Genomic DNA, 26110 nt, shown 5'->3' on the forward strand with positions numbered 1-26110 from the left:
GATTAATTCAAAGGTAAAGGATCCCTCATGCAACAAGCGCATACACTCAAGCAGTTCAAACATAAAGTTGTGCAGTCTTTATGGCATGAGTGCGACGCCCTTTATGCGCGGGATCCTAAGGGCTATATTGCCCTTCAAGATTCTTATCAACTCAACATCAATTTACTGTTACTGGCCCAATGGCTAGATAATTTATGTATTGATCATCAATATCTTAATTTAAATAGCGTCATTTGGTCTGAGCTCAACAATAAAGTGCAAGCGCATGATCAAGACACGCTCATCCCCTTTAGGCAACACAGGCGAGCGAGTAAAAAGACGCTATCAAGCGGTGACTATCAGCACATGCTAAAAAAAGAGCTGCAATTAGAGCGACAAACACAGCAATTTATCCTCACTTTACTTGAACACATCCTCTTTCAATCTCAAAATATTGATGCGCTTTTAAGCCACAGTATAGAAAGCAATCTTGATAATTACTTAAGTGTGTTTAAGTTACATCGTCGAGATTGTCCAGTATTAAATCGCTAATATATACCAAAAGAATACCGACATCTTATGGCTGCGACACAGGCGTTAACGCTTGTTGGCTGTTTTCATCAATAATACACTGTGATAATTTTGCACTCAGACTGTCTAAAAAACTGTCTGCCACATCAAAGGTTTTATGAGTGGTTACGGTAAATGGACGCGTAATTTTCTGCCCGTCATTCACTATTGTGAGCTGGCCCGTTAACGTTAATTGGTTCCATAACCAACTCCGCTCAATATCGTTAAACTGAAAGTCAAAGACAGGAGATGATAAAGTTTGATTGCTTACCGTGCTGGCATCTCCTTGACTCTGACTGGATAACAAGCGAAATTGAATGGCTTTATCGGTAAAATCTTTTTCTAGTTGCTCAAGTAGAACAGACCCTTCCCCCGTTAATTTATCCGCGTCAGGTGCAATATTTAGCCGTACAGCATACTGGGTATTGTCAAATGGAATAGCAATGGGGCAAGTATTGATTTCGGTTTCGGTCCCTCTAAGCTGACCAATGCCTTTTCGAGCCACCATAATGCAGCCCGATAAACTCAATAAACAAAAAGCGAAAAAAAGTGATTTTATGACAGAAAAAAATAGAAATTTCATCTTGGGCGACATTGAAAATCCAGTAACAAAACAGACTGACAGACTAAGTTAATGAAAATTAATGTTCAACAAAGATGATGATATTGAGATACTGATGACGATACTTATTACAACAAGTTGATTAAATAACAACCTTTCAGCAATAAAGAGCATGGTTATCAATTTCATTTGAAAACATAACATTCACCTCGGTCATGACCGAGGTGAATGTTAGCAACACGCTGACGCTCGATGATATTACTTCAACTGAGTTTCAAACAATTTGAAGATACGACGATATTCATCTAACCAACTGGACGGTTGGCGAAAGCCATGGGGCTCAACCGGGTAAATGGCCGTTTCAAACATCGGCTTTTCAAGCTCAATTAACCGCTGCACTAAACGGACACTGTCTTGAAAAAAGACATTATCATCCACCATGCCTGTCATGATCAGCAGAGGTTTTTCTAGCCCTTGAGCCCACTCAATCGGTGAGCTGCGTTCAAAGGCAATAGGATCGATTTGAGGCGTATTGAGGATATTGGATACGTATGGTTGATTATAATAAGCCCAATCGGTCACAGGACGCAGGGCAGCTCCCGCTTGAAATAAATCAGGCTCAGTAAATAGTGCCATGAAAGTTAAAAAACCACCGTATGAACCGCCATATGTGCCTGCTTTATTCACATCCACATTGGCATTTTTCACCATCCAATTAACACCATCTTGTAAATCTTCCACTTCTGGATGGCCCATTTGGCGGTACACCGCGGTGCGCCAGTCACGTCCGTAGCCTGCTGATCCCCGATAATCCATATCCATGACGACATAGCCTTGTTGCGCTAATAAGTTATGGAACATAAATTCACGAAAATAAACAGAAAAACCTAAGTGAGCATTTTGCAGGTAGCCTGCACCATGATTAAATATGACCGCAGGATACTGGCTCGGATTATTGTTATTGAAGCCTTTTGGTAAATACACTCGAGCGTAAATATCATCCGCGCCATGACTGGATGGTACTTTAACCACCTTAGGCGCTTGCCATGGATAATCACTGAAAGCCTTGCTAGTATAGTGGGTTAATTGTTTCAGCTCGCCACCTATTTTTTGAATATACAGCTCAGCGGGTTCAATGGTTTTTGACGCTGTGAGTAATAATTGTTGTCCCTGTGGGCCTAGCTTATAAGTCAGCCTTCCTTGCCAATCGGTCAATTGCTCCGTCATCCCTGTACTGACATTCACACGATAGACGTTCTCAATACCGGGATGATCTTTATTGGCTTTATAATAGATATATTCCGCTTTTGGGCCCAGTGTAATATCAGACACCACAAATTGACCTTGGGTTAAAGCTTGTTCGCTGCCACCTAAGGGTTTGAGATAAAGTTGCGAATAACCTGATTGCTCAGATAAATAATACAAGGTTGATGTATTGGGTAACCAGCCAAACTGATTATGTAAATAATTAATCCATGCATCATCATGGACTCTATTTTGCGTTTTCAATTCACCCGATGAAAAATCTAACGTTGCAATCCAACGATCTTTATTATCAATAGCCTCAATCATCAGCGCGACTTGATTGCTTTCCATCTGCCATTGGATCGGACTTTGTTTACGACTCCAATCTTTGATGAGTTCAAATTTACGCGGCGTTTTTGTGGCTTTATACTGCTTGCCTTTTAGTTTGGCATTCTCAGCACGAATATCTTCATATACATCATCATCATATCCAATGAGGCCTTCTATGTTAATGGTCTTTTGAGTATGAGCATCAAGATCAAGTAACACAAAACGCTCACCTGCTGGCTTATCTTCACTGATCAAAGCACGAACAGGTGTCGACTCCATGGGACCTTTTTGGGTAATGAACTTCGCCATGATCCCCGTTGTATCATCACCACCAAAGTCATAGTTATAATTCTTATCTATCAAAGATAAAATAATGTACCGCCCGTTTGGCGATACACTCAAGGTTTGCATCTTTTCACTATCACCCAGATACCAAGTCTTAGGCGCTAAAGTCGGGTCCACTTTCTCTAATTGTTGCTGATGTTCGCGGCGCTCTTTTGCTTGTTGATTTTTAAGTGACACAAACTCAATCAACCGATCTTGCTGTTTCGCAATATAAGTGTCCACTTTGAAAGATTCAGGTTTTATCGCCATTTTAATGTTAGCAATTTCTTCTAATAAACCGGTATTAGTATGGATTTTAACCACTTTACCTGCTTGCCAGAAAGCCAAATTGCCATCATCAAGAAAGCGGATCCCTTGAATAGGAAGGTTTTGCTTGGTCAGCTGTCTCACTTTTTGTGTTGAAACCTGCTTAATAAAAACATTACCCTGATAGATATACGCTTTATGGGTTCTCGAAACGTCAAATACCCCTTTGGCTTGACTGGCGGAATGCAGTTTATCCAGTGTCAGCTCTACCGCTTCCCCCTCTGTGGTACTCTGTTGATAATATTGTTTTATGCTGGATTCATGAGCCTGCCGAGTAAAATACACACTTTGGCCATCATCGTTCCAATAGGCATTCTTTGCTAATATTCCCATCCAGTCAGGATTAGCCATGATCTGTTTTAATGTGAGTGCTGAAGACGCCTGTGGAGGAGCCTCTAATCTGATAGGCGCATCATCAATGGCCGGTAAATTGGCGATGTTTTCACTTGATGGCACAGAAATACAACTGGCAAGTACGGATAAGGTCAACAGACTCAATCCTGTTTGGCGAAGTAAATGCTTCATCCTCTTTCCTTATGATATTAGCCTAAGTTCAAAAGCACTTTGCATCATCAAGCCACTCATCGACGCTCGCTTCTTTTCAAGAAACTTGAGCAAATAAAGTCATTTTATGCAGAGGTGTAAACTTAGCGCAATGGAAAATAATTTGCCCATTTATATCACAAATACGTAAGAATTAAGTGCTAAACAACAAAATAAAACAACATAATAGAGATTAACTTTTTACATTTAAAAAATTTTGCAGCAAGTCTAGACCTTGCTCGGTTAAAATAGACTCAGGATGGAATTGTACGCCATATAAAGGTAATGTTTGATGGCGCATTGCCATGATCTCGCGACCATGAAGAGGATCGTCAAACCACGCTTCTAATACAAAGTCGTTTGGTAATTCATTTACCAGTAGAGAATGATAGCGAGTCACTGTGAGGGGCTGATTTAAATGACCAAACAAATGGGTTTGAGTATGCTCAATGATGCTCGTTTTCCCATGCATTACTCGCTGTGCCCGCTCCACTTTTACGCCATAGACTTGTGCAATAGCTTGATGCCCTAAACATACCCCTAATATTGGTAACTTACCTGAAAAATATTTAATCGCAGCTAATGATATTCCCGCTTCATTAGGCGTTTTAGGACCTGGCGAAATCACTAAGTGAGAAGGCGCTAAGCTCTCGATTTCACGAAGAGAGGTTTCATCATTACGCTTAACAACGACCGTTTGCCCTAGTTGTTGAAAATACTGCACTAGGTTATAAGTAAATGAGTCGTAATTATCAATAATTAAAAGCATAACGAGTTATTTTTTGAAAGTGGATTCAGCTACTAACGAACGAGTAGCATCACGATAAAAACAAAAAAGCCAATCTGTTGATTGGCTTTTCAACATAAGTCAATGTCATACTAATTCAAATGGGCCACTACTTAACTAACGTTAAATGGCTGCGACGTTTTGAACTATCGGCTTTCTCGCTTTTAGTATCACTTTTCGTAACTTCTAATGACTCTTCTACAACCGCTAAACCTTGCTCTTCAGGCTCTTGAGGCGTCTGGTAGGCATCTTCCAAATCAAATACCGTACCCGCTCCATTTTCTCGAGCATAAATGGCAATCACAGATGCCATCGGTAAATACAATTGTTGTAATACACCACCAAAACGTGCGCTAAACTCGATACTCTCATTAGAAATGACAAGATCAGACACGGCACTGGATGAAATATTCAGTACAATTTGTCCATCTTTGACATATTGCTGAGGTACCATAGTATCAGGCACATAAGCATCAATCACGACATGCGGTGTGAGCTCATTATCCATTAACCACTCATAATAAGCTCGAAGCAGATAGGGACGATTCGGTGATAATTCTTTCATTACATACCCATGCGCATTTCGCGTTCGGTCTCAGTTAAAGACGCTTTAAATGACTCACGATCAAATAGACGTGTCATGTAAGCTTTAATCTCTTTTGCGACGCGATTGTCAAGCTCAATACCTAATTCAGGTAAACGCCACAATAACGGCCCTAAATAGCAGTCAGCCAAACCAAATTCTTCACTCATGAAGAAAGGCATTTCAGTGAAAATAGGTGCGATTGCCGTTAAGCTTTCTTGTAACTCTTTACGGGCAGCATCAACACGATCACCTTTTCTGATCCGATCGACTAATGTGTACCAGTCAGACTCGATACGGTGCATCATCAAACGTGTTTGACCACGAGAAACCGGATATACTGGCATTAATGGTGGATGTGGAAAACGCTCATCCAAGTACTCCATAATGATCCGTGAGTTATACAACACAAGCTCACGATCAACCAAAGTAGGTACACTGTTGTAAGGATTAATTTCAATTAAATCCTCAGGCATGTCATTAGGGTCGACCTGAAGTACATCGACAGTAACCCCTTTTTCAGCCAAAACAATACGAACTTGATGACTATAAAGGTCGTCAGCGCCTGAGTACAGGGTCATGATTGAGCGTTTATTGGCAGCAACAGCCATTGATACCCTCCGGGATCTGTAAAAAAAACAAAAATGCAAACGAGGGGCATAGCCCCCCGTTTACAACATATGAATACGCTATTCTAACTCTTATTGGGGCTTAGTGCACATCTTTCCAATATTCTTTCTTCAATAGGTAAGACACAATGAAGAAAATAAACAGAAATCCAAGCACCCACCAACCTAAACTTTCACGTTCAAGTTTAACGGGATCACCTGAGTATACTAAAAATCCAGTAATATCTCGAACAACTTGATCATACTCTTCAGGCGTTAGAGTGCCACCCGTTGATACAATAGTCCCATCTTCCTGCTTAACAGGTAGGCCTTGCAAGGTTTGCAGTACATGCGGCATGCCGACCGATGGAAACACCGTATTATTGACACCAAATGGGCGACTTTCATCTTTATAAAAACCTTTAAGGTAAGTATAAATCCAATCTTCACCACGAACACGGCCCACTAAAGTCAAATCAGGAGGGACGGCACCAAACCACTTAGCAGCATCATCATCCGTTATCGCATTTTCCATTAATGCGCCGATTTTAGTGTCATTGTACAGATACTTCTGACTCATCTCATCAAGCGGAATATCCAGATCTGTTGCCACTCGTTCATAGCGTTGATACTGGGTACTGTGACAGCCAGAGCAATTGTTTTGAAATAAGTTCAAACCACGTTGCAGTGACTCTTTATCATGCAGATCAATATTGGCTTTTTCAAGATGAATATTGCCCCCTGCCGCCAAAACAAATGTCGGCACGAAAGCAACTAATGCAATTAATAATTTTTTCATTAGCGTGTCACCCTCTCTGGCACTGGCTTGGTTTTCTCATTCTTACTGTAAATCCACAGCCAAACGAAGAAGCCAAAATACGTCACCGTAAAGATCCGAGCGGCAATAGTGAGTTCAGGTGTTGCAGGAACCGCACCTAAATAACCCAACACAATGAACGAAATAGCAAATTGTGTAATGTTAATCTTGTGCGTCATACTGCGATAACGAATAGACTTCACTTTACAGCGGTCTAACCAAGGTAAAATAAACAATACCGCAATCGCTAAGCCCATACCTATGACCCCAATTAACTTATCAGGAATCGCACGTAAGATGGCATAGAAAGGCGTGAAATACCAAACTGGCGCAATATGCTCAGGTGTTTTCATTGGGTTTGCTGCTTCAAAATTCGGCTTTTCAAGGAAATATCCTCCGCCTTCAGGCATGAAAAACAGAATGTAGCAAAATACGATTAAGAAAGCCGCCGTCCCCATGATATCTTTTACGGTATAATAAGGGTGGAATGGAATACCATCTTTTGGCCAACCATTTTCATCTTTATTCTTTTTAATTTCGATGCCATCAGGGTTATTAGACCCCACTTCATGCAACGCAATTAAGTGCAAAAATACCAGTACAACTAATACCAAAGGCAAGGCAATAACATGCAAAGCAAAGAAGCGGTTTAATGTTGCGCCAGAAACAACAAAGTCTCCTCGAATCCACAAGGTTAAATCATCACCAATAACAGGAATGGCACCAAACAAAGAAATAATAACCTGTGCCCCCCAGTAAGACATTTGTCCCCAAGGCAGTAAGTATCCCATGAAGGCTTCGGCCATTAACACCAAGAATATCAACATGCCAAATAGCCATAATAATTCTCTGGGTTTTTGATACGAACCGTACAGTAATCCACGGAACATATGCAGGTACACCACCACAAAAAAGGCGGAGGCCCCAGTGGAATGCATATATCGTAATAACCAACCGTATTCCACATCACGCATGATGTATTCGATAGAAGCAAAAGCCCCTTCTGAAGTTGGTACATAGTTCATGGTTAACCAAATGCCTGTCACCAACTGGTTAACAAGAACAAGTAAGGCTAATGAACCAAAGAAATACCAAAAGTTAAAGTTGGTTGGTGTTGCATATTGACCCACATGACGGTTGTACGTCGCCGTCATTGGTATACGCTCATCAATCCAGTCGACTAGATTTTTAATCATGCGGTAGCCCCTTCATCTTCTCCGATAAGCACGGTACCGTCATCAAGATATTGATGTGGCGGGATCACTAAGTTTAACGGTGCAGGTACGCCTTGGAAAACACGTCCTGACATGTCAAATTTAGAACCATGACAAGGGCAAAAAAATCCAGAGGTCACCCCTTTCACTTGCTCTCCAAACGTATCAGGCTGATACGTTGGTGAACAACCCAAGTGAGTACATAAACCCACGGCAATAAAATACTCAGGGTTAATAGAACGTCCCACATTCTGTGCATACACAGGCTGCTGTGGTTCTAATGAATCAGGATCACGCAATTGATCATTATGAGTAGGTAGCTCCGAGAGAACCGATTCAGTACGGCGGACAACCCATACAGGTTTCCCGCGCCACTCAACACGGATCAATTGACCGGGCTCTAATTTGTTAATATTTACTTGAACCGGTGCACCTGCAGCTTTCGCTTTGGCACTCGGATTCCATGACTTAATAAAAGGAACCGCTACAGCGACGGCACCAGCACCACCCACTACGGCGGTTGCTGCGGTCAGGAATCTGCGACGTCCGGTATTGACTGGCGCATTGCTCATCCACTTATCTCCAGAGAGTGTTGGAATTTTTGTTTTATAACGTTACTTGAAATCAAGCTTATCTACTTAAATCAATTAACATAGATTTGAGGCGCGCTCATTATAGCCAAAAATTAGAAACAGATCATAGCGAAAATACACAAGTATATTAACTATGTTAACTTGAACGACATTTATGTATAAAAAATAGACAATAAAAATAACGACTGACTGTGACAAAATAATACAGATGTAATTTTTAACCATTAAAAAGCTAACAAAACACATTCAAAAAATTTATGGCAATAAAAAAGCCCAATAAAAATCGGGCTTCAGTTACTCATTGAGTATTAATGAGGAATTATTTACCCGTCGGACTCTTCATAAATTTGAAGAATTCGTTATCAGGATCCAATACCATCACATTTGAACCATTGGCAAAACTGGCTTTATAGGCATCGAGACTGCGCATGAAGCTATACAGATCTGGTGCTTTGCTATAAGAATCAGAATAAATCTTAGCCGCTAATGCATCGCCTTCACCGCGAGTCGTCAATGCTTTTTTTTGTGCTTCTGCAATTTGAACTGTTACACTCGCATCAGTTCTAGCACGGATAATCTCTGCCTGCTCACGACCTTGAGCACGGTGCTCTTTAGCAACCGCTTGCCTTTCAGCCCGCATACGCTGATAAATACTGCTGCTCACGTTTGCAGGTAGATTAATTTGCTTCACTCTGACATCAACCACTTTAATCCCCAGATCAGCGGCGCTGTCTTTGGCATTTTTAAGGGCTTCTGACTGCATTTCATCACGTTCACCAGAAACGATTTGCTTAATGGTTCGACGACCAAACTCAGTACGAAGATCATTGTTGATTTTACGTTGCAATAACGATTCAGCCGTGGCTTTTTGTCCGCCATTGGTTGAAAGGTAGTAACGCTCAAAATCAGAGATTTTCCATTTGACGTATGAATCCACCATGAGATCTTTCTTCTCTGAAGTCACGAAACGATCCGCTTGACCGTCTAATGTTTGAATGCGGGCATCCAAATACTTCACTTTGTCCAAGAAAGGCACTTTTAAATGTAAGCCAGGGCTATACACTTTGGTTTTGCCATCCACTTTGATGATCACACCAAAGCGAGAAACAATAGCTCTTTCTCCTTCATTGACAACCATCAGAGATGACAAGCCAATGGCAATCACTAATGCAATAATAATTGCAGTAAGTCTACCCATGATTAGTTTCTCCCCTGTCTAGTACGATCACTGCGACTCGATCGGCCATCTATAGGAATACTGCTAGGGATCCCTGAAACGCTTCTAGGTGTCACTTGAGTGCTGGTTTGGCTCGACGTGTTATTGCTCTTTTTAGGTGAAGATTCTAGCAATTTATCTAATGGTAAATACATCATATTATTGCTATTTTTTGAATCGACTAACACTTTATTTGTACCAGACAACACCACTTGCATTGCATCCAAATACAAACGCTCACGAGTCACATCAGGTGCAGCTAAGTATTCTGGGACTAACTTATTAAAGCTTGCTACTTTACCTTCAGCTTCAAGTGTCACACGCTGTTTATAAGCACTGGCTTGCTCTTCCATACGCTGCACTTCACCACGCGCTTTGGGCTCAATTTCACGAGAGTAAGCTTCAGCTTCTCGAATGAAGCGTTGCTCATCTTCTTGAGCAGAAATGGCATCATCAAAGGCATCTTTCACTTGCTCAGGCGGACGAGCGGGTAAAAAGTTCACATCAACAATTTCAATGCCCGTATTATAGGGTTTCATAATACGATTAATTTCATCCCACGTATCACGACGAATTTGATCCCGCCCCGTGGTTAAAATAGCATCCATGGTATTATGGCCCACAACAAATCTAAGCGCACTATCGGTTGCTTCACGTAAACTGCTGTCCGCGTTGACTACGCTATATAAATAATCTTTAGCATTAACAACACGGTACTGCACATCCATCTCAACCTGAACGAGATTTTCATCTTTCGTTAGCATGCTACCAGACGCTGGAATTGAACGTACTGTCGACACGTTTACAGGGGTAACAGTATCAACAAAAGTGGGTTTCCAATGCAGACCCGGTCCAATATCAGCAACATATTGACCAAAACGCAAAACCACGCCTTTTTCTGCTTCTTTTACGGTGTAAAAACCCGATAACCCCCACGCAACAGCAAGGATCCCCAGTACAACCAATACCGCGAAAGAGCTAATACCTGAGCCTCCCCCTTTACCACCAAAACGTTTGGTTAGGTTACGGTATACTTCATCTAAATCTGGTGGGCCTTTATCATTCCCATTCTTCTTTCCCCAAGGGTCATTGCCCTTGTTACCGGGCTCGTTCCAAGCCATTTAGTACTCCGTATGCATGTAAAAATAAAAGAAACGACTAAATATCAACTTTTACTGTATCACTTTCTTCTACAATAAAAGTCGTTAATTCCCCATGACTCTGTTTCGTTAATCGAAGCCAATCAGTTTCCAACAAACGCACAGACAAAATGCAATTTCCGAATTCGTCATATTCCTTTGCTTGTATGGCATCCAGCCGATAAAACCCCCCAAGATAATGCCCTGCACTGGCTGGAATTCGCAATGTAAATTGACTAATTGCTTTCCCAACTAAGGCATTAATGGCCTCTTGTAACAGCGTTAAACCTTGTTGCTTTTGTGCAGAAACCCAAACTCGCATAGGTTTTCCCTCATCATCATAATCGATATGAGGGCTCACATCATCAAGCAAGTCTATCTTATTACAGACTATCAATTGTGGTATATCATCAGCTTCAATTTCTTTCAGTACATTTTGCACTTGTTCGAAATTGTCTCCCATATTCTCATCTGCACAATCAATAATATGCAATAACAAATCAGCCTGGCGAGTTTCTTGTAGTGTTGCTTTAAATGCGGCGACGAGATCATGAGGCAAATGCCGAATAAAGCCAACAGTATCAGCCAAAATGACACTACCATCATCCAAATCCAATTTTCTTAATGTGGGATCTAAGGTCGCAAAGAGTTGATCCGCTGCATACACCTCAGATAATGTCAGCGCATTAAATAAGGTCGACTTACCGGCATTGGTATACCCCACTAAAGAAACTGTCGCTAAATCACTTCGATTACGCGCACGCCTACTTTGCTCCCTTTGTTTGTCGACTTTGGCGAGACGTTTATTGATGGCTTTAATTCGACCTCTTAATAAACGTCTATCCGTTTCAAGCTGAGTCTCACCCGGCCCACGCATACCAATACCACCTTTTTGCCTCTCTAAATGCGTCCATCCTCTAATAAGGCGTGTTGACATGTGGCGCAATTGCGCTAGCTCCACTTGCAACTTTCCTTCATAGGTTCTGGCCCTTTGAGCAAAAATATCTAAAATCAAGGTGGTACGGTCTAATACGCGGCATTGGCATAAGTATTCAAGATTTCTCTCTTGAGCAGGACTTAATGCATGATTAAAAATCACCACATTGGCCTCTGTTGCGGCAACCATTGCAGCGAGTTCTTCAGCCTTTCCTGAACCGACAAAATATTTTCTGTCTGGAGAACGACGACTTGCTGTAATAACGCCAATAGACTGGGCTCCCGCTGACTCAACTAATAACTGCAGCTCAAGGAGATCTTCTCTACTATCTTCATCAGAAAAATCAACATGAACCAGTACAGCATTTTCACCAGCCTCATAACGATCAAACAAAAAGCAAACTCCTTAAACTAGACTTCACCGTTGTCATCAACAGGCGCATTATAATTTGGCTGCGTATTCTGTGATGGCTGATGATTAGACACATTAAATGGACGAGAAGGCACTACAGTTGAAATGGCATGTTTATATACCATTTGGCTAACAGTGTTCTTCAATAAAATAACAAATTGATCAAAAGACTCCACTTGACCTTGCAATTTTATACCATTAACGAGATAGATTGATACAGGAACGCGCTCACGACGCAAAGCGTTCAAAAACGGGTCTTGTAAAGATTGCCCCTTAGCCATTTCTCATTTCCTTTTTATGTAATATTCAGTAATAAATCTAATAAAGAAAACTTTATTGTTTGGTTTTAGTATTATACAGCTGTAGCTAATAAGCTAGCGACATAGTCGCATTATTGTAGCAAGATTATTTTCCTCACCGCTTTCTAGCCAATGTAATTCTGGCCATCCTCGTAACCATGTTAGTTGACGCTTAGCCAATTGCCTAGTTGCGACGACAGCTTTTTCAACCATACTATCATATTCAATGTCACCATTTAGGTATTCCCAACATTGACGATAACCAACACAACGCATAGATGGTAAGTCTAAATGAAGATCCTCTCTGGCTTTCAACTTCCTCACTTCTTCAACAAACCCTTCAGCTAACATTCCATTAAATCTTTGTTCAATAGTCTTGTGTAACATCTTTCTATCGGTGGGCGCAATCGCAAATTGCACCACATCATAGGGAAAGGTATCAGATTTTGTTTGAGAAAGCTCCGTTAAAGAGCGCCCAGTGAGTCGATAGACTTCAATGGCACGTGACAAGCGTTGAGGATCATTAGGGTGGATCCTTGCCGCCGAAACGGGATCGAACACCATTAATTCATCGTGTAACGCTTGCCAGCCTTTCGTTTCAGCCTCAAGGGCTATTTGCTGACGCACCTTCTCATTCGCTGCAGGTAAAGGTGATAACCCTTCTAATAATGCTTTGAAATAAAGCATGGTTCCGCCCACTAGAAGGGGGATTTTTCCACGCTGTAAAATTATTTCAATTTCATTTAAAGCGTCTCGCCTAAAATCCGCTGCCGAGTAGCTTTCATTGGGCTCAATAATATTGATCAAACGATGAGGTGCACTTTGCAACTCATCTTCACTGGGTTTAGCCGTGCCAACATCCATGCCTTTATAAATTAAAGCTGAATCCACAGAGATAATTTCACAATTAAATTCCTTCACTAGCTTTATCGCTAATGCGGTTTTACCTGATGCCGTTGGTCCCATCAAGGTAATGACTTTTTGGCCTATCTCTTTACTCACTCGACTTCTCTTTTAACCATGCTTGCCAGGGGAGTCTGACAGCTTGCTTTGATGTTACTTGCTGTTGAACCTTTTCATCCAACGCAATCCATTTCAACCATACCTCGCTAGGTGCGGTAAACTTCACCACAGCGGCTTTTGCTAACCAAGTGACTAAAGCAACGTCATTAGGCTCTTCAAACCTTATCCATTGTAATAAATCAGGAATAAGCGTCGCTAATTGAGTATCCCTTAAATATGGGGGCACTTTCTTGATTATCAACTGCCCAAGTCGAATTGTTAGCTCTATTCCCAATTTTTTAAACCACAGCGCTCTTAAGTTAAGGGTATCGGCCCAATCAGGATCCGCGGTAATAGAAACAGGCATCAATAAAGGCTGCCCAACAAGACCATCAGCTAACTTATTCTCAATTTCATTATGTAATACAACTTGCTGAATATCCTTTATCTTCAGCATTAATAACTCATCATTGCAAGTTATTACCCAATAATCTTGTGCTAAAACCGCAGGCATAGGTTCATTTGGCAACGCATTTTCTCTTAACCCGCCAACTGATGGCGTCGTCGTCAACAAAGCGCCATAAGCCGCAATTTCTGTACGCGAGGGAAGATCAACGGGTTGCCTTTGAGCCGCCGTCGACAAAGAGGCCGTTGGCATTGCCTTTAAATGCTTCTCCTCTTCTTGCCCAACATTCATATCTGAGTGATAACGATTGAGCTGATTATTTTCAGTTGTGTGAGCTGTATGTTCCCTTAACTCTAACGCGGTTTGCGCGTTTTTATTTTCTCCAATTGAATCAGCGAGCGTTGATTGAGCTGAATGAGCCTGCTCTTGCTTAAGTGAAGCATCCACCACGCTGTATACATTTGATGCCGTCTCAACAGACTCTTGACTCGAGGAACGGGTCTCTTCAAGGGGCTCATCGCCATGAATTTGTGTTAACGCCGATTGTAATGCCTGTAATATGAAATCATGTACATAGCGACTCTGATGAAATCTCACTTCATGTTTTGCGGGGTGCACATTGACATCAACTTGAAATGGGTCAATGCCTAACATCAATACATAACTGGGATTGACCGCAATATTCAACTCACTGAACGCCTGTCTAACAGCATGATTGACCAGTCTGTCACGTATAAGACGGCCATTAACATAAAAGTATTGAGTATCTGCATGATTGAGATGGATCTCAGGTGATTGTAAGTACCCTTGAAGCTTGAGATCACCATGTTCACAATCTATCGCTAATGCCGTTTCTGAAAATGCCTTGCCACAAACTTGCCCTAAACGCTGTAAATATTGCGCTTGATTAGTCGTACCTTGATAATTTCTGACTACTTTACCATTATGTTTCAAGATAAAATGGACATCTCTTCGTACCAAAACGATCCGCTTCAACCATTCATCAATATGGGTGAACTCCGTCTTATCACTCTTTAAAAAACGGCGTCTAGCAGGGGTATTAAAAAACAAGTCCATAACTTCGATGCTAGTTCCAACAGGATGTGCTGCAGGCAATACCTCAACTGCCATCTCTATCCCTTGTGTCTTAGCTTGCCAAGCCTGCGCTTGCTCTAAGGTATTGGATGTTAACGTCAACCGAGAAACAGAGCTAATACTTGCTAGCGCCTCTCCTCTAAAACCAAAACTTAAAATAGCATCAAGATCATCTAAACTGCTCAATTTAGACGTCGCATGACGAGATAGCGCTAATGTCAGATCTTCTTTGACGATACCTACGCCATTATCCCGAATACGGATTAATTTACTGCCACCTTTTTCGATATCGATATTAATTTGAGTGGCACCCGCATCGAGAGCGTTTTCAACCAGCTCTTTAATCACTGAAGCAGGCCGCTCCACCACTTCACCCGCTGCAATTTGGTTTGCCAATTGCGGAGATAGCTTGAGTATCGTCATAAAAATACTTCCAACCTTTTCAACAAGATTAAGCGTAAAGTCAGCTTAATCATGCCTTAGGAATAATTAATTTTTGTCCTATCCGTAATCCATCCGATTTCAAGCGATTCGCTTTTTTAATGCTGGCCATAGAAACACGATAACGTTGTGCTAATACTGATAAGGATTCACCTTTTCTGACAGTGTGGCGCGTTTGAGATTGACTCGCAAAATAAGAGTTGGTGGGCGGATAGGCCTTAAAATAGGACACAACACCTTTATAAACGGCATTGGCTAAATTCGTTTGATGTTCCCTTTGAGTCAATAATTTTGCTTCTCGTGCATTTGAAATAAAACCAGTTTCGACCAAAATCGAGGGAATATCGGGTGATTTCAATACAGCAAAACTTGCCGATTCCGGTTTATTTTTATGTAATTGTGTGACTTTACCTAGATTACTTAACACTTTTCCAGCCACATTATGACTCATTGCCATAGATCTATCCATCGACATATCTAACAAGGTCATGGCTAGATATTGTTCATTATCGGTGTTTTTAATAATTTCACCCGCGCCACCTAATAACTCTGAGTGCTTTTCCTTTTTTTCTAACCAACGACCAATTTCACTGTTTGCTCGCCGCATAGACAACACCCACACAGAAGCACCTTTTGGCCTAGGAGAAGTAAACGCATCGGCATGGATAGAAATGAGTAAATCAGCTTTACTGTTTCGTGCGATTTCTGACCGTTTATTTAAATTGACAAAATAATCACCGGTTCGTGTCATGACGGCTTTCATTCCGGGTGTTGCATTAATTTTCTTAGCCACTTTCTTTGCAATTTGCAACACCACTCTTTTCTCATAGACACCGGATGCTCCGATAGATCCTGGATCGTCTCCACCATGACCTGCATCAATTGCCACAATAATATCGCGCATTTTTTTCGGTACAGTCAGACTCTTACTTTTGGCCGCTTGACTATCATCTAAATCCACCACTAAACGGTTGCCGTAAGGAGCCGTGGGAGATAAAGAAAACAAATTAGCTTTAACGGGCTTAGTGAGATCAATAACAAGACGCAATGTCCCCTTTTTTGGAGGAGTGCTGATCCTAATACCTTTGACAATTTTACTGTTGTTAGCAATCTTTTTTAGGTTAACCGAAGTGGCTCCCCCTTTTAAATCAACAACCACGCGATAAGGATTGGTTAAAGTAAAATGAGAGTATTGTGGCGAAGCACTCAAATCAAATACCACTCGGGTCGATTCTGGTGCCGCCCAAATTCTGACACCAACCAGTTTATTCGCGGCATAAGAAGAAAGAGAAACAACACAGGTCAACAGTAAAATGACACATTGGGCCAAGCATTTATTTTTTTTCATTCTTTTATACACGACAATATACGACAGCCTTCATCTGTTTTAGCATTCAAAATGATTGTCCGTTCTAGTCCATCGTATTGCATTAAAATCGCTAAATCAGCCTCAGGGATCATTCCAAACCCACGATCAGGCCATTCTATTAAACTGATCGTATTTTCAGTAAAATAGTCTCTTATCCCCATAAACTCTAACTCTTCTGGATCAAGTAAACGATATAAGTCGAAATGATAAACAACCAGATCATTCAACTCATAAGGTTCAACTAACGCATATGTGGGGCTTTTTACCGCACCTTTATGACCAAGACCTTGTATTAATCCTCGGCTTAATGTTGTTTTCCCCGCACCAAGATCCCCACTTAAATAAAGCACCAAAGGCGCAGTGATCACATTGGCTAATGTTAGCCCTAAGGCCACTGTTTCATTTTCGTCTTTAAGATGAAAACGGACAGATGTTAATCTTGATGTCATAGTTACTTCAATAATCGTTGTTTAAAAAAGAGTGATGTTGATATTGGCTATATATGGGTTGTTATTCCTAATGGATCCGCACCTTCAAATGGCTTGAGTATATAACCGCCAGTATTTTATACTAAACGACTCGTTATCTAAACAATCTCATTCATATTTTAACGATATTCTCATTGAGAAGTTGACGAATGAATGGCATTAAATCACTGGCTAACATGCCAATCTCTCCATTGATAGCAGCTAAGTCGGCGGCTTTTCCATGAATCACCACGCCCAAAACGGCCGCATTTAACGTATTAAGCCCTTGCCCTAATAACGCCCCTATTATGCCGGATAGCACATCACCACTACCGCCGCTTGCAAGCCCCGGATTCCCTACAGGCGCCACAATCATATGTTTGCCATCATAGATCAATGTTCCAGCTCCTTTCAGTACGATAACGCCCCCATAAATCTGGTGTAATTGCTTGATAGCTGAAAATCTATCTTGTTCAACTTCAGCTCGAGAAATATCCAATAACCTCGCCGCCTCACCAGTATGAGGCGTTAACACCCATTGCCGATAATGCCAAGATTGGCCTTTTAACAAATACAATGCATCTGCATCAATAACACAAGGTTTAGGAGTGTGTTTGAGACTTAATTTAACCGCATCAAGCAGCACCTTTCCCCAAAGCTCACGTCCAAGGCCTGGACCAATAACAATAATATTCGCCCAATCGATACGGCGGCTAACCTTATTTGTGAGCTTTTCACAAGCACAAAACATCACTTCAGGCCTGATCACATTCACAGCCAGTAAATGCTCAGGCTTGGAAATGACGCTAACTAACCCAGCGCCTCCTCTAAGGCATGCCTCTGACGCCATCATCACAGCCCCCAGCATCCCTTCATCACCTCCAATCACAGTCACTTTCCCATTGTCACCTTTATGAGCATCTTTTACTCTAGCTGGTAAAATTTTACTGACATCACACTCTGCAATAGCCCATGTCTTGGTGCTGGGAAGGTGCCCCTTAAGTCCAACAAACGCATGATGGATTTGTCCACTGAAATGACGTGCTCGGCTCGTGTACAATCCCTGTTTTGTGCCACCAAATGTAAGTGTGACATCCGCCATCACGGCTGTAGAATATGCAAAACCGGTATCAGCATTGATACCGGATGGAACATCTAAACTCAACACCCAAGCTTCACTTTCATTAATGACAGAGATAAGCCTATCCATGTCTTCTGTTAGCTTTTCTTTTCTTAACCCTGTTCCCAATAACCCATCAATAATGACGGCTGAAGACAAAATTGTAGACTCACAGAAAGGCTGAATGGTTCCTCCTTGATCAATGTAAATTTTTTGAGCTTGCTTTAACTCACTATGTAACTCTGCTTTATGTTGAGACATAACATTTGCAGTCACTCCAGCCTTTAATAATAAACTGGCTAAAACATAGGCATCTGAACCATTGTTACCATTACCTGCCAATAACCATATGGGTTGACTTGTTTTTTCTAATTTCGTTAATAATTCAAAAGCCGCTGATGCGGCCAATTCAACTAAATTAAATAAGGAACAATCTCCAGTTTTAACTTTTTGTAATTCAGCTTCTTTTACTTGTCGACTTCTATAAAGCGATATGACACTAAAAGCCTTATCAAACATTTCCATTTCCTTTTTTGACGCCTTAAAACATAAAATATTTTATTTACATATAGATAACTATAACGAAAGGTAAATTCAATACGACAATCAATACATAATCGTTCTGCAAGCAATGGCGATTTTTAAATTTAGAACTACATTAAATATAGACAAACAAAATGCATCTCGTTTGAACATAACAGGTTAAATATAATATGAATGATCCGTATAAAAAAAGGATTTTAATTGTCACGGCCATCATAGTGATTATCGCTATTGGTTCATATTTTATTAAGGCAGACTATAAAGCAAAAGAACTTGCCATACGGCCCACTTCACAAGCCACAATTGTTGAAATGGCAAAAGTAGCATCTAAAGATCTAGGCACCATTATCCATGCTGTGGGAACCATTCAATCATTTAGTGGCGTTACATTACGTGCGCAGATCCCCGGTCGTATAACAACCGTCAACGTCCGCTCTGGTAGTGATGTCAAAAAAGGCGACATCATTTTAGAAGTCAACCCTCAAGTCCTCCAAGCACAGCTTAATGAGAGCCAAGCAGAACTTAAACTCACAGAGTTTGAATATCAACGTCAAAAGAAACTCTATGAGCGTAAAGTCATCTCACTGGAACAATTGACCACAGCAAAAAGTAACTATCTCATCAACAAAGCAAAAATAGAATCGGCCAAACAATCTCTAGATTTAGCCAGTACCAAAGCTGAATTCGACGGTCGTTTAGGGCTCATCAATGTTGAAGTGGGTGATGAGGTCGTTGTGGGACAAGAATTAGCGAGTCTTGAGTTGATTGATAGATTAAGAGTCGAGTTCTCTGTTCCTCAAAAATATATCAAACTCATTCAAAAAGGGGATAAAATTAATATCAGCTCTAGCACAGAAGGCAATAGTCCAAGTCACATTGGTACCGTATACGCGATAGACCCATTACTCGATGAAAGCACCCGTACAGCAAGCATTCGAGCCGAAGTCTCCCCACAAGGATTAATTCCTGGCAGTTATGCTGAAATCAGTTTAATGCTTGATGACAAAAAACCACAATTGGTTATTCCCCAAACTGCTGTCATGCACTCCTTGTACGGTAATTATGTTTATAAGGTCATTAACGGTAAAGCCAAGCGAACGGTTGTAACATTGGGTGAAAGGCAAGCTAACACAGTGATTATTTCTAAAGGCTTGCAAGCCGGAGACACCGTTGTCAGCGCAGGATTACGCAAAGTCACCGATGGCGCTTTAGTCAGCTCAACGCCAACCAGCAAATCACCCCAGTCACAACCATCAAAGACATAAAGGTGCATAATAATTATGCTTATTCAAAGGTTTATTGAAAAACCCGTTTATGCCATTACTCTTTGTCTGTTAATCATATTAATTGGTGTTGCCGCCTACCAACAACTTCCCGTTAGGCACTTCCCGCTATTGCCCACCTCAGAAGTCACCATCACCACAACTTTTCCTGGTGCCAGTCCGACAGTCATGGAAGAATTTGTGACGGTCCCCATGCAGCGAGTATTAACGGGCTTGCAAGGCCTTGATTATTCCATGGCCAGTAATACCGAAGAACAAAGCCTGATCACACTAAAATTCTTTATTGGCACCGATGTCGATGCCGCCCTCTCTCAAATCGGCAATCGTATTAACGGCATTATGTGGGAATTACCGACGGGGATTAATAGCCCTGTGATCACTAAAATTGATCCTAATGCGGGCGCAACCAGTGGTATTTTATACATAGAAAGTACATCGAAGGTATTGGATAACAAACAAATAACAGAGTATTTGCGTAATATTGTTGTACCTCGGCTTGAAACCGTTCCCGGCGTTTATGAAATAAATATTTTTGGTGGCAGGCAATACGCCATGCGGATTTGGCTATTGCCTGAAAAAATGGCGGCACATAAAGTTACCACAGATGACATTACCACTGCACTGAATAACAATAATTTAGTGTCGACCACAGGCTCTTTATATGGTGACTTAGTCAAAATCAGTGTCAGTACTGATACAAATCTATCCAATGTCTCAGATTTCGATAACATTGTGATCCGCAATGAAAATGGCCGATTTGTGAGAATAAAAGATATCGGTTACAGCGAGTTTGGTGCAACCGATTATCAAAGTGGAGGCATTGTTCACGGAGACTCTGCCGTTATCTTAGGGATCACTGCAGCCGACAAAGCTAATTCAATAGAAACTGCAGATAATATTATTGAGTTGTTGAAAGTCATTCAAGCTGATGCTCCCGAAGGCCTGCATATTGCTCCGAACTGGAATGTCACTCAATTTAGTAAACAATCTATCGAGGAAGTCTACAAAACATTTTTCGAAGCGGGTTTTTTTGTCTTTATTGTGATCTTTATTTTTCTCGGCTCACTCCGATCTATTACCATTCCCCTGGTCACCATCCCTCTATCTATGCTAGGCGCCGCATCTGTCATGTGGATAATGGGCTACAGCTTAAATGGGTTGACCTTATTAGCTTGGGTATTGGCTATTGGCTTAGTCGTTGATGACTCTATTGTTGTACTTGAGAATATTCACCGCCATATGGAACAAGGCATGACCCGACTCCAAGCCTCCATCGAGGGAGTGAAAGAACTGCGCTTTGCTATTTTTACGATTACGTTATCAGTCGCGACCGTTTTTGCCCCTATCGCATTTGTCCCAGGATTTTCAGGAGCTTTTTTCCAAGAATTCGCCTTAACCATGTCCTTTGTGGTACTCGTCTCAGGCATATTGGCTTTATTTGTGTCTCCCGTAATGTGTACCTATCTACTCCCTCGAAAAGGCCACCAAACAAAGCTCACTAAAATCGCCGATAAGCTCTTTCGACAAGTTCGCATTGGGTATAAAAAGTTACTTTCAAGCATATTACACATGGAGTGGATGGTCGCTGCTGTCTTTATCTTGCTAGTATTAGGCGGTATTAAATTGTTTGAAGATATTCCCTCAGAATTAATGCCCATTGAAGATACTGGCGCCATCAATATACTCGGCTTGGGCCCCAGTAACGCTAATTATGAATACTTAGTCAAATACACTAAACCCATTAATGACATCTATGCCTCTATTCCTGAACGAAGAACCTCCGGCATGATTAATGGGATCCCTTTATTTGGAGCAACAAACAGCATTAGCTGGATCTTGTTAAAACCACAAAATGAACGAAAACGCAGTGAAGATGAAATCCTTCAAGAGGTACAAGAAAAAGCAGCTGCCATTCCAGGAATACAAGCTTTTGCCTTTAAACTCAATACGGTACCAGGCGGCACTCAACAACCACTCAGTTTTATCTTAAAATCTGCCGACACCTATGAACAAATGAGCTTTCATGTTGATAAACTCTTAGCCGACTTAAGCAATTACCCTGGGATCACAAACCCCAGCACGACCTTTAGAATCGATAAACCTCAATTACAAGTAGCGATAGACAGAGATAAAGCGGCTGATTTAGGGATCAGCGTTAACGATATAGAAAGCACGCTGAACACTATGTTAGGTAAACCTGTTATTGGCTTTTTTGGCTTAGATGGTTACGATTATGAAGTGATCCCTCAAGTGCCACAGTCTTACCGTATGAATCCCGTGGATCTTAATCATATGTATGTTAGAGCTGCAAATGGCGATATGATCTCTCTGGAAAACGTGATCAGCTTCTCTGAAACAGTGATCCCACAAAGTTTAGATCAATTCGATCAAATGCGTTCCGCCACTGTAACAGCCAGCATTGGTAATCATTATTCCTTAAGCCAAGCAATAGATTACTTAGAGAATTATGTAGACACTCAGCTCCCCCAAAATTATAACTATGATTTTACAGGAGAAGCTCGGGATTTATTGCGTTCAGGTTCTCAACTCGCCACAGCCTTTGCCTTTGCAATTGCACTCATTTATTTATTACTTGTCGTCCATTTTAACAATTTCCTCGACCCGTTCATTGTCATGTTAAGTGTCCCCTTAGCCATTGTTGGCGCACTCTATGCGATGTATATGACAGATACCACCTTAAGCATTTACACAAAAATTGGTTTAATCATGCTCGTCGGACTCATCAGTAAAAATGGGATCCTGATCGTCGACTTTGCCAATAAGTTGCGCCAAGAAGGAATGAATAACCGACAAGCGATTATTAATGGTGCTTCTATTCGCTTAAGACCCATTTTAATGACTGCACTCTCCATGATCTGTGGCGCCCTTCCCTTAGTCATCTCTGATGGCGCAGGCTCTGTCGCACGTAATCAAATTGGTTGGGTTATTATCGGTGGCATGGCTTTGGGAACCTGCTTAAGCCTATTTGTGGTTCCCACAGCCTATTTAATCATTAACACTCTTCTGGATAAAAAAGAAACTCAACCAGCCGAAACCGCCGAAACAACTTAATCTGATTGTAAAACAAGATCACCTCTGGACTGCTGGTAAAAGCAATGACGCCACAGCATTGGCACAACGATAATGAACATCACTATGGTTGATAAAGGCAAGACTAACCAAATACCCGTGATCCCAAACCATTTAGGCAAGAAATACAATAAAGGTAGCTGAGTCAGTAAATTACCAATCGCTATCCATAATGAACGTCCGCCAAGCCCCACAGCCATGAAATACATACTCGCCAGCACAATTATGCCATCTAAGAACATCGCAAACAGATGTAAACGTATACCTAGAGTGGCTTCTTGAATTAATTGCCCATCAAGATTATTAAATAAACCAATCATGGTATGAGGAAACATGTTTAACATTGCAGTCCACGCCAAGCCTGCGATAACCGTCGCTTTAGCCGACAATATCACAACTGCTTTAATCTTTTGTGGCTGTAATGCACCATGGAAAAAACTCACCAATGGCTGCATTCCTTCTGCTAACCCTTCTGCAACTAAATAATAAAGCACCATTAAATAGCCCACAATCGCAAAAGCACCAAGATTTACCGTTGTGCCATATTGCATGAACAATCGATTATGTAAGGCAAAAACAAAACTCACATATAAATACATGACTAAACTTGAGGCTCCTAATAATAAAATCTTTTTAGCCACAGCCATATCAAAAGTTAAATAGTTACGTTGAAAAGTGATCTTTGATTGCTTAGAAAAAAAGTAAAACACCCCACCCACACACACCGAAAATTGAGCACTTAAGGTCGCTATCGCAGCACCCTTCAACCCTAAATCAAACAGTACAATTAACACATAATCTAAGACGATATTCAGCAGTGCACCGAAAATAAGCAATCCCGTCGCTAAACTTGGCGCATCATTATTACGAATAAAAATCGGCATAGCAGAGGCCAATACTGTAATGAAGCCTCCCATGATAAAAACGGTCAAATATTGTTGTGCTATCCATAACACATCTCCCTCCCCACCTTGAATGATGAGAAAAGTATTGCCCCAAAAAATTAAAATCACAGCAACAAAAAAACCTAAAAGCATCATTAAGACACTTGATGTGCCTAATATTCCTACTACCTTTTTTGGACTTACAGGAACGCCTGCTTTATCACTTTGGCCGCGAGCCATAGATAATAAACTTCCCGATCCCATGCCAATCATTAATCCCAATCCCGCTATGACATAAATAATAGGCCAAACTATACTCGCACTCGCTAATCCCTGTTGCCCGATATAATGCCCAATAAAAATGCCATCAACGACTTGATAAACCCCATTCACTAACATTGCAGCTATAGAGGGAATAGCATAACGCCAAAATGTACGCTTCACATTTATATTGCTAGACTTTAAGCTCGCTTGCATATACTACACTTCATTTTTTAAACAACAGTCATGAGAGTACTCTGCTAAAATGGATAAATAAAATCACATGCCATCCGTTTTTCGGATAGATTAAGAGATTCAATATGAACTGGACCCTTGCGCAATTAGAAGCTTTCGTTATGGCTGTCAATCATGGTTCATTTTCAGCGGCAGCACGTAAACTAGGACGTGCACAATCAAGAGTCAGTACCGCTATCGCACACTTAGAAGCTGACTTAGGCTTCACGCTATTTAACCGAAATGGGAAACTGCCCACGCTCACTAAAGATGGCCAAGATATGTTCGTACAAGCTCAAGCTATTCTTGAGCAGTGCCAACGCCTACAATCTCGAGCCATGACAATTAGCAAGGGAGAGGAAGTGGCATTACAAGTTGCCATCGATGAAGCCGTTCCCATTAATGCCTTTGAACTATTTTTTTCTCGTTTAGCCCATCATTATCCCGATCTAAAGCTCACCATTATTAATGGTTCTCAAGAAGATATCGCTCGCTGGGTGGATAATGAAAAAGTTGATCTCGGGATCCTTTTCCATGTCAGCCCCTTACCTCATTCTTTAGAATTTATGTCCATAGGACAATTTAAATACAGTTTAATTGTGTCATCCGAGCACCCTCTCGCTAATATTCACGCTCCCAGCATCAATGATCTCAATCAATATCGACAATTTGTCATACGTGATCGTGTCGGTAATCATCAAGCAAAAGCTTTATCTATGAATCACTGGTACATTGACAGTTATTATTATATGACGGCTTTAGTAATTAGAGGATTAGGTTGGGCACTCGTCCCTGAGCATATTGTCAATTCACAATGGTATTTTGATGATGTTAAAGAACTTTCTACCGAGAACATTCCCTATCCGCTACTGGTAGAAATGGGCGTCGTCAACCGTCGAGATAGGGCTTATGGTCCTATTATGGAATGGATGTTTTCAGAAATCGAAAGTATGTTTCAAGATAATGTGAATAAGACATAAATTAATAGATAACAAAAATTAAAGCGACCTTTCTTACTCTGTCGACAGAAAGCATAAAAAGTGGTTCGAACCGATGACCTATACCTTGAAAGAATAAGCAAGGTATCGCCTAATTAGTTACAAAGTCAGCAACTGAGCTAATGTTATATAACTTTATGTGATTCAACTCATTGAATTTATAGCTTAGGGGGAAGTGACGTAATTGGAGCGCCCCCTCCATTTCATAAAGAGTGGTTCGAACCGATGACCTATACCTTGAAAGAATAAACAAGGTATCGCCGGATCATTTTAAAATCAGCAACTGAGCTAATGTCGTATAGATTTAAGCGATTACAAATATAGGATTCAATATTTATCAGGAAGAGAATGAAGAATTGGAGCGACATATCGGGTTCGAACCGATGACCTATACCTTGGCAAGGTATCGCTCTACCAACTGAGCTAATGTCGC

The 26110-nt window shown here is 41.1% G+C and carries 22 protein-coding genes and 1 tRNA gene; 4 read left to right on the forward strand and 19 right to left on the reverse strand.

The window, feature by feature from the left end:
* The first annotated feature begins 27 nt into the window (after nt 1-27).
* Nucleotides 28-531: a DUF2390 domain-containing protein gene (locus tag Q0779_RS08520; RefSeq protein ID WP_298771611.1), complete on the forward strand. Its 504-nt coding sequence runs from the start codon at nt 28-30 to the stop codon at nt 529-531.
* Between the two features lie 25 nt (nt 532-556).
* Here Q0779_RS08520 and Q0779_RS08525 read toward each other — a convergent pair whose 3' ends face one another.
* The 17 genes from Q0779_RS08525 to Q0779_RS08605 form a co-directional block, all read right to left on the reverse strand.
* The gene (locus Q0779_RS08525) at nt 557-1132 is read right to left on the reverse strand and encodes a hypothetical protein (RefSeq protein WP_298771613.1); all 576 of its coding nucleotides are present in this window, start codon (nt 1130-1132) and stop codon (nt 557-559) included.
* Nucleotides 1133-1369: 237 nt separating this feature from the next.
* On the reverse strand, nt 1370-3862 hold the full coding sequence (locus tag Q0779_RS08530; RefSeq protein ID WP_298771615.1) for a prolyl oligopeptidase family serine peptidase: 2493 nt from the start codon (nt 3860-3862) through the stop codon (nt 1370-1372).
* Between the two features lie 211 nt (nt 3863-4073).
* A complete protein-coding gene (locus tag Q0779_RS08535; RefSeq protein WP_298771617.1) occupies nt 4074-4649 on the reverse strand; it encodes an aminodeoxychorismate/anthranilate synthase component II in 576 nt (191 codons plus the stop codon).
* 127 nt (nt 4650-4776) lie between these two features.
* Nucleotides 4777-5232, reverse strand: a complete 456-nt coding sequence (locus Q0779_RS08540) for a ClpXP protease specificity-enhancing factor (protein WP_298771621.1) — start codon at nt 5230-5232, stop codon at nt 4777-4779.
* On the reverse strand, nt 5232-5861 hold the full coding sequence (sspA, locus tag Q0779_RS08545) for a stringent starvation protein SspA (protein WP_298771623.1): 630 nt from the start codon (nt 5859-5861) through the stop codon (nt 5232-5234). The genes Q0779_RS08540 and sspA overlap by 1 nt, the downstream gene beginning before the upstream one ends.
* A 100-nt stretch (nt 5862-5961) precedes the next feature.
* Nucleotides 5962-6657: a cytochrome c1 gene (locus Q0779_RS08550; protein ID WP_298771625.1), complete on the reverse strand. Its 696-nt coding sequence runs from the start codon at nt 6655-6657 to the stop codon at nt 5962-5964.
* Complete coding sequence (locus Q0779_RS08555; RefSeq protein WP_298771629.1) at nt 6657-7871, reverse strand: cytochrome bc complex cytochrome b subunit; 1215 nt, start codon at nt 7869-7871, stop codon at nt 6657-6659. Before Q0779_RS08555 ends, Q0779_RS08550 begins: the two co-directional genes overlap by 1 nt.
* On the reverse strand, nt 7868-8461 hold the full coding sequence (petA, locus tag Q0779_RS08560; RefSeq protein ID WP_298771631.1) for a ubiquinol-cytochrome c reductase iron-sulfur subunit: 594 nt from the start codon (nt 8459-8461) through the stop codon (nt 7868-7870). Before petA ends, Q0779_RS08555 begins: the two co-directional genes overlap by 4 nt.
* Before the next feature lie 340 nt (nt 8462-8801).
* On the reverse strand, nt 8802-9680 hold the full coding sequence (gene hflC, locus Q0779_RS08565) for a protease modulator HflC (RefSeq protein ID WP_298771633.1): 879 nt from the start codon (nt 9678-9680) through the stop codon (nt 8802-8804).
* A gap of 2 nt (nt 9681-9682) precedes the next feature.
* Complete coding sequence (gene hflK / locus Q0779_RS08570) at nt 9683-10819, reverse strand: FtsH protease activity modulator HflK (RefSeq protein WP_298771635.1); 1137 nt, start codon at nt 10817-10819, stop codon at nt 9683-9685.
* Between the two features lie 37 nt (nt 10820-10856).
* Complete coding sequence (gene hflX, locus Q0779_RS08575; RefSeq protein WP_298771637.1) at nt 10857-12167, reverse strand: ribosome rescue GTPase HflX; 1311 nt, start codon at nt 12165-12167, stop codon at nt 10857-10859.
* 17 nt (nt 12168-12184) lie between these two features.
* Complete coding sequence (gene hfq / locus Q0779_RS08580; RefSeq protein WP_298771639.1) at nt 12185-12466, reverse strand: RNA chaperone Hfq; 282 nt, start codon at nt 12464-12466, stop codon at nt 12185-12187.
* A gap of 93 nt (nt 12467-12559) precedes the next feature.
* Nucleotides 12560-13486, reverse strand: a complete 927-nt coding sequence (gene miaA, locus Q0779_RS08585; protein WP_298771641.1) for a tRNA (adenosine(37)-N6)-dimethylallyltransferase MiaA — start codon at nt 13484-13486, stop codon at nt 12560-12562.
* Entirely contained in the window at nt 13479-15410 is a 1932-nt protein-coding gene (gene mutL / locus Q0779_RS08590) for a DNA mismatch repair endonuclease MutL (protein ID WP_298771643.1), read from the reverse strand. The genes miaA and mutL overlap by 8 nt, the downstream gene beginning before the upstream one ends.
* 49 nt (nt 15411-15459) lie before the next feature.
* The gene (locus Q0779_RS08595; RefSeq protein ID WP_298771645.1) at nt 15460-16776 is read right to left on the reverse strand and encodes an N-acetylmuramoyl-L-alanine amidase; all 1317 of its coding nucleotides are present in this window, start codon (nt 16774-16776) and stop codon (nt 15460-15462) included.
* Nucleotides 16773-17246, reverse strand: a complete 474-nt coding sequence (tsaE, locus tag Q0779_RS08600; protein WP_298771647.1) for a tRNA (adenosine(37)-N6)-threonylcarbamoyltransferase complex ATPase subunit type 1 TsaE — start codon at nt 17244-17246, stop codon at nt 16773-16775. The genes Q0779_RS08595 and tsaE overlap by 4 nt, the downstream gene beginning before the upstream one ends.
* A 151-nt stretch (nt 17247-17397) precedes the next feature.
* Nucleotides 17398-18903, reverse strand: coding sequence for an NAD(P)H-hydrate dehydratase (locus Q0779_RS08605; RefSeq protein ID WP_298771649.1), 1506 nt, complete (start codon nt 18901-18903; stop codon nt 17398-17400).
* A gap of 194 nt (nt 18904-19097) precedes the next feature.
* On the opposite strand from Q0779_RS08605, the gene Q0779_RS08610 reads away from it, so the two are divergent.
* Entirely contained in the window at nt 19098-20192 is a 1095-nt protein-coding gene (locus tag Q0779_RS08610) for an efflux RND transporter periplasmic adaptor subunit (protein WP_298771650.1), read from the forward strand.
* 15 nt (nt 20193-20207) lie between these two features.
* On the forward strand, nt 20208-23282 hold the full coding sequence (locus Q0779_RS08615) for an efflux RND transporter permease subunit (protein ID WP_298771651.1): 3075 nt from the start codon (nt 20208-20210) through the stop codon (nt 23280-23282).
* Here the strand turns inward: Q0779_RS08615 and Q0779_RS08620 are convergent.
* Entirely contained in the window at nt 23279-24628 is a 1350-nt protein-coding gene (locus Q0779_RS08620; protein WP_298771653.1) for an MATE family efflux transporter, read from the reverse strand. The genes Q0779_RS08615 and Q0779_RS08620 overlap by 4 nt on opposite strands.
* A gap of 137 nt (nt 24629-24765) precedes the next feature.
* Here Q0779_RS08620 and Q0779_RS08625 point away from each other — a divergent pair, with 137 nt between their 5' ends.
* Nucleotides 24766-25659, forward strand: a complete 894-nt coding sequence (locus tag Q0779_RS08625; RefSeq protein WP_298771655.1) for a LysR family transcriptional regulator — start codon at nt 24766-24768, stop codon at nt 25657-25659.
* A gap of 375 nt (nt 25660-26034) precedes the next feature.
* On the opposite strand, the gene Q0779_RS08630 is transcribed toward Q0779_RS08625, so the two are convergent.
* Nucleotides 26035-26110, reverse strand: a tRNA-Gly gene (locus tag Q0779_RS08630).

It is taken from the genome of uncultured Shewanella sp., assembly GCF_947491715.1.
GTDB lineage: Bacteria > Pseudomonadota > Gammaproteobacteria > Enterobacterales > Shewanellaceae > Shewanella.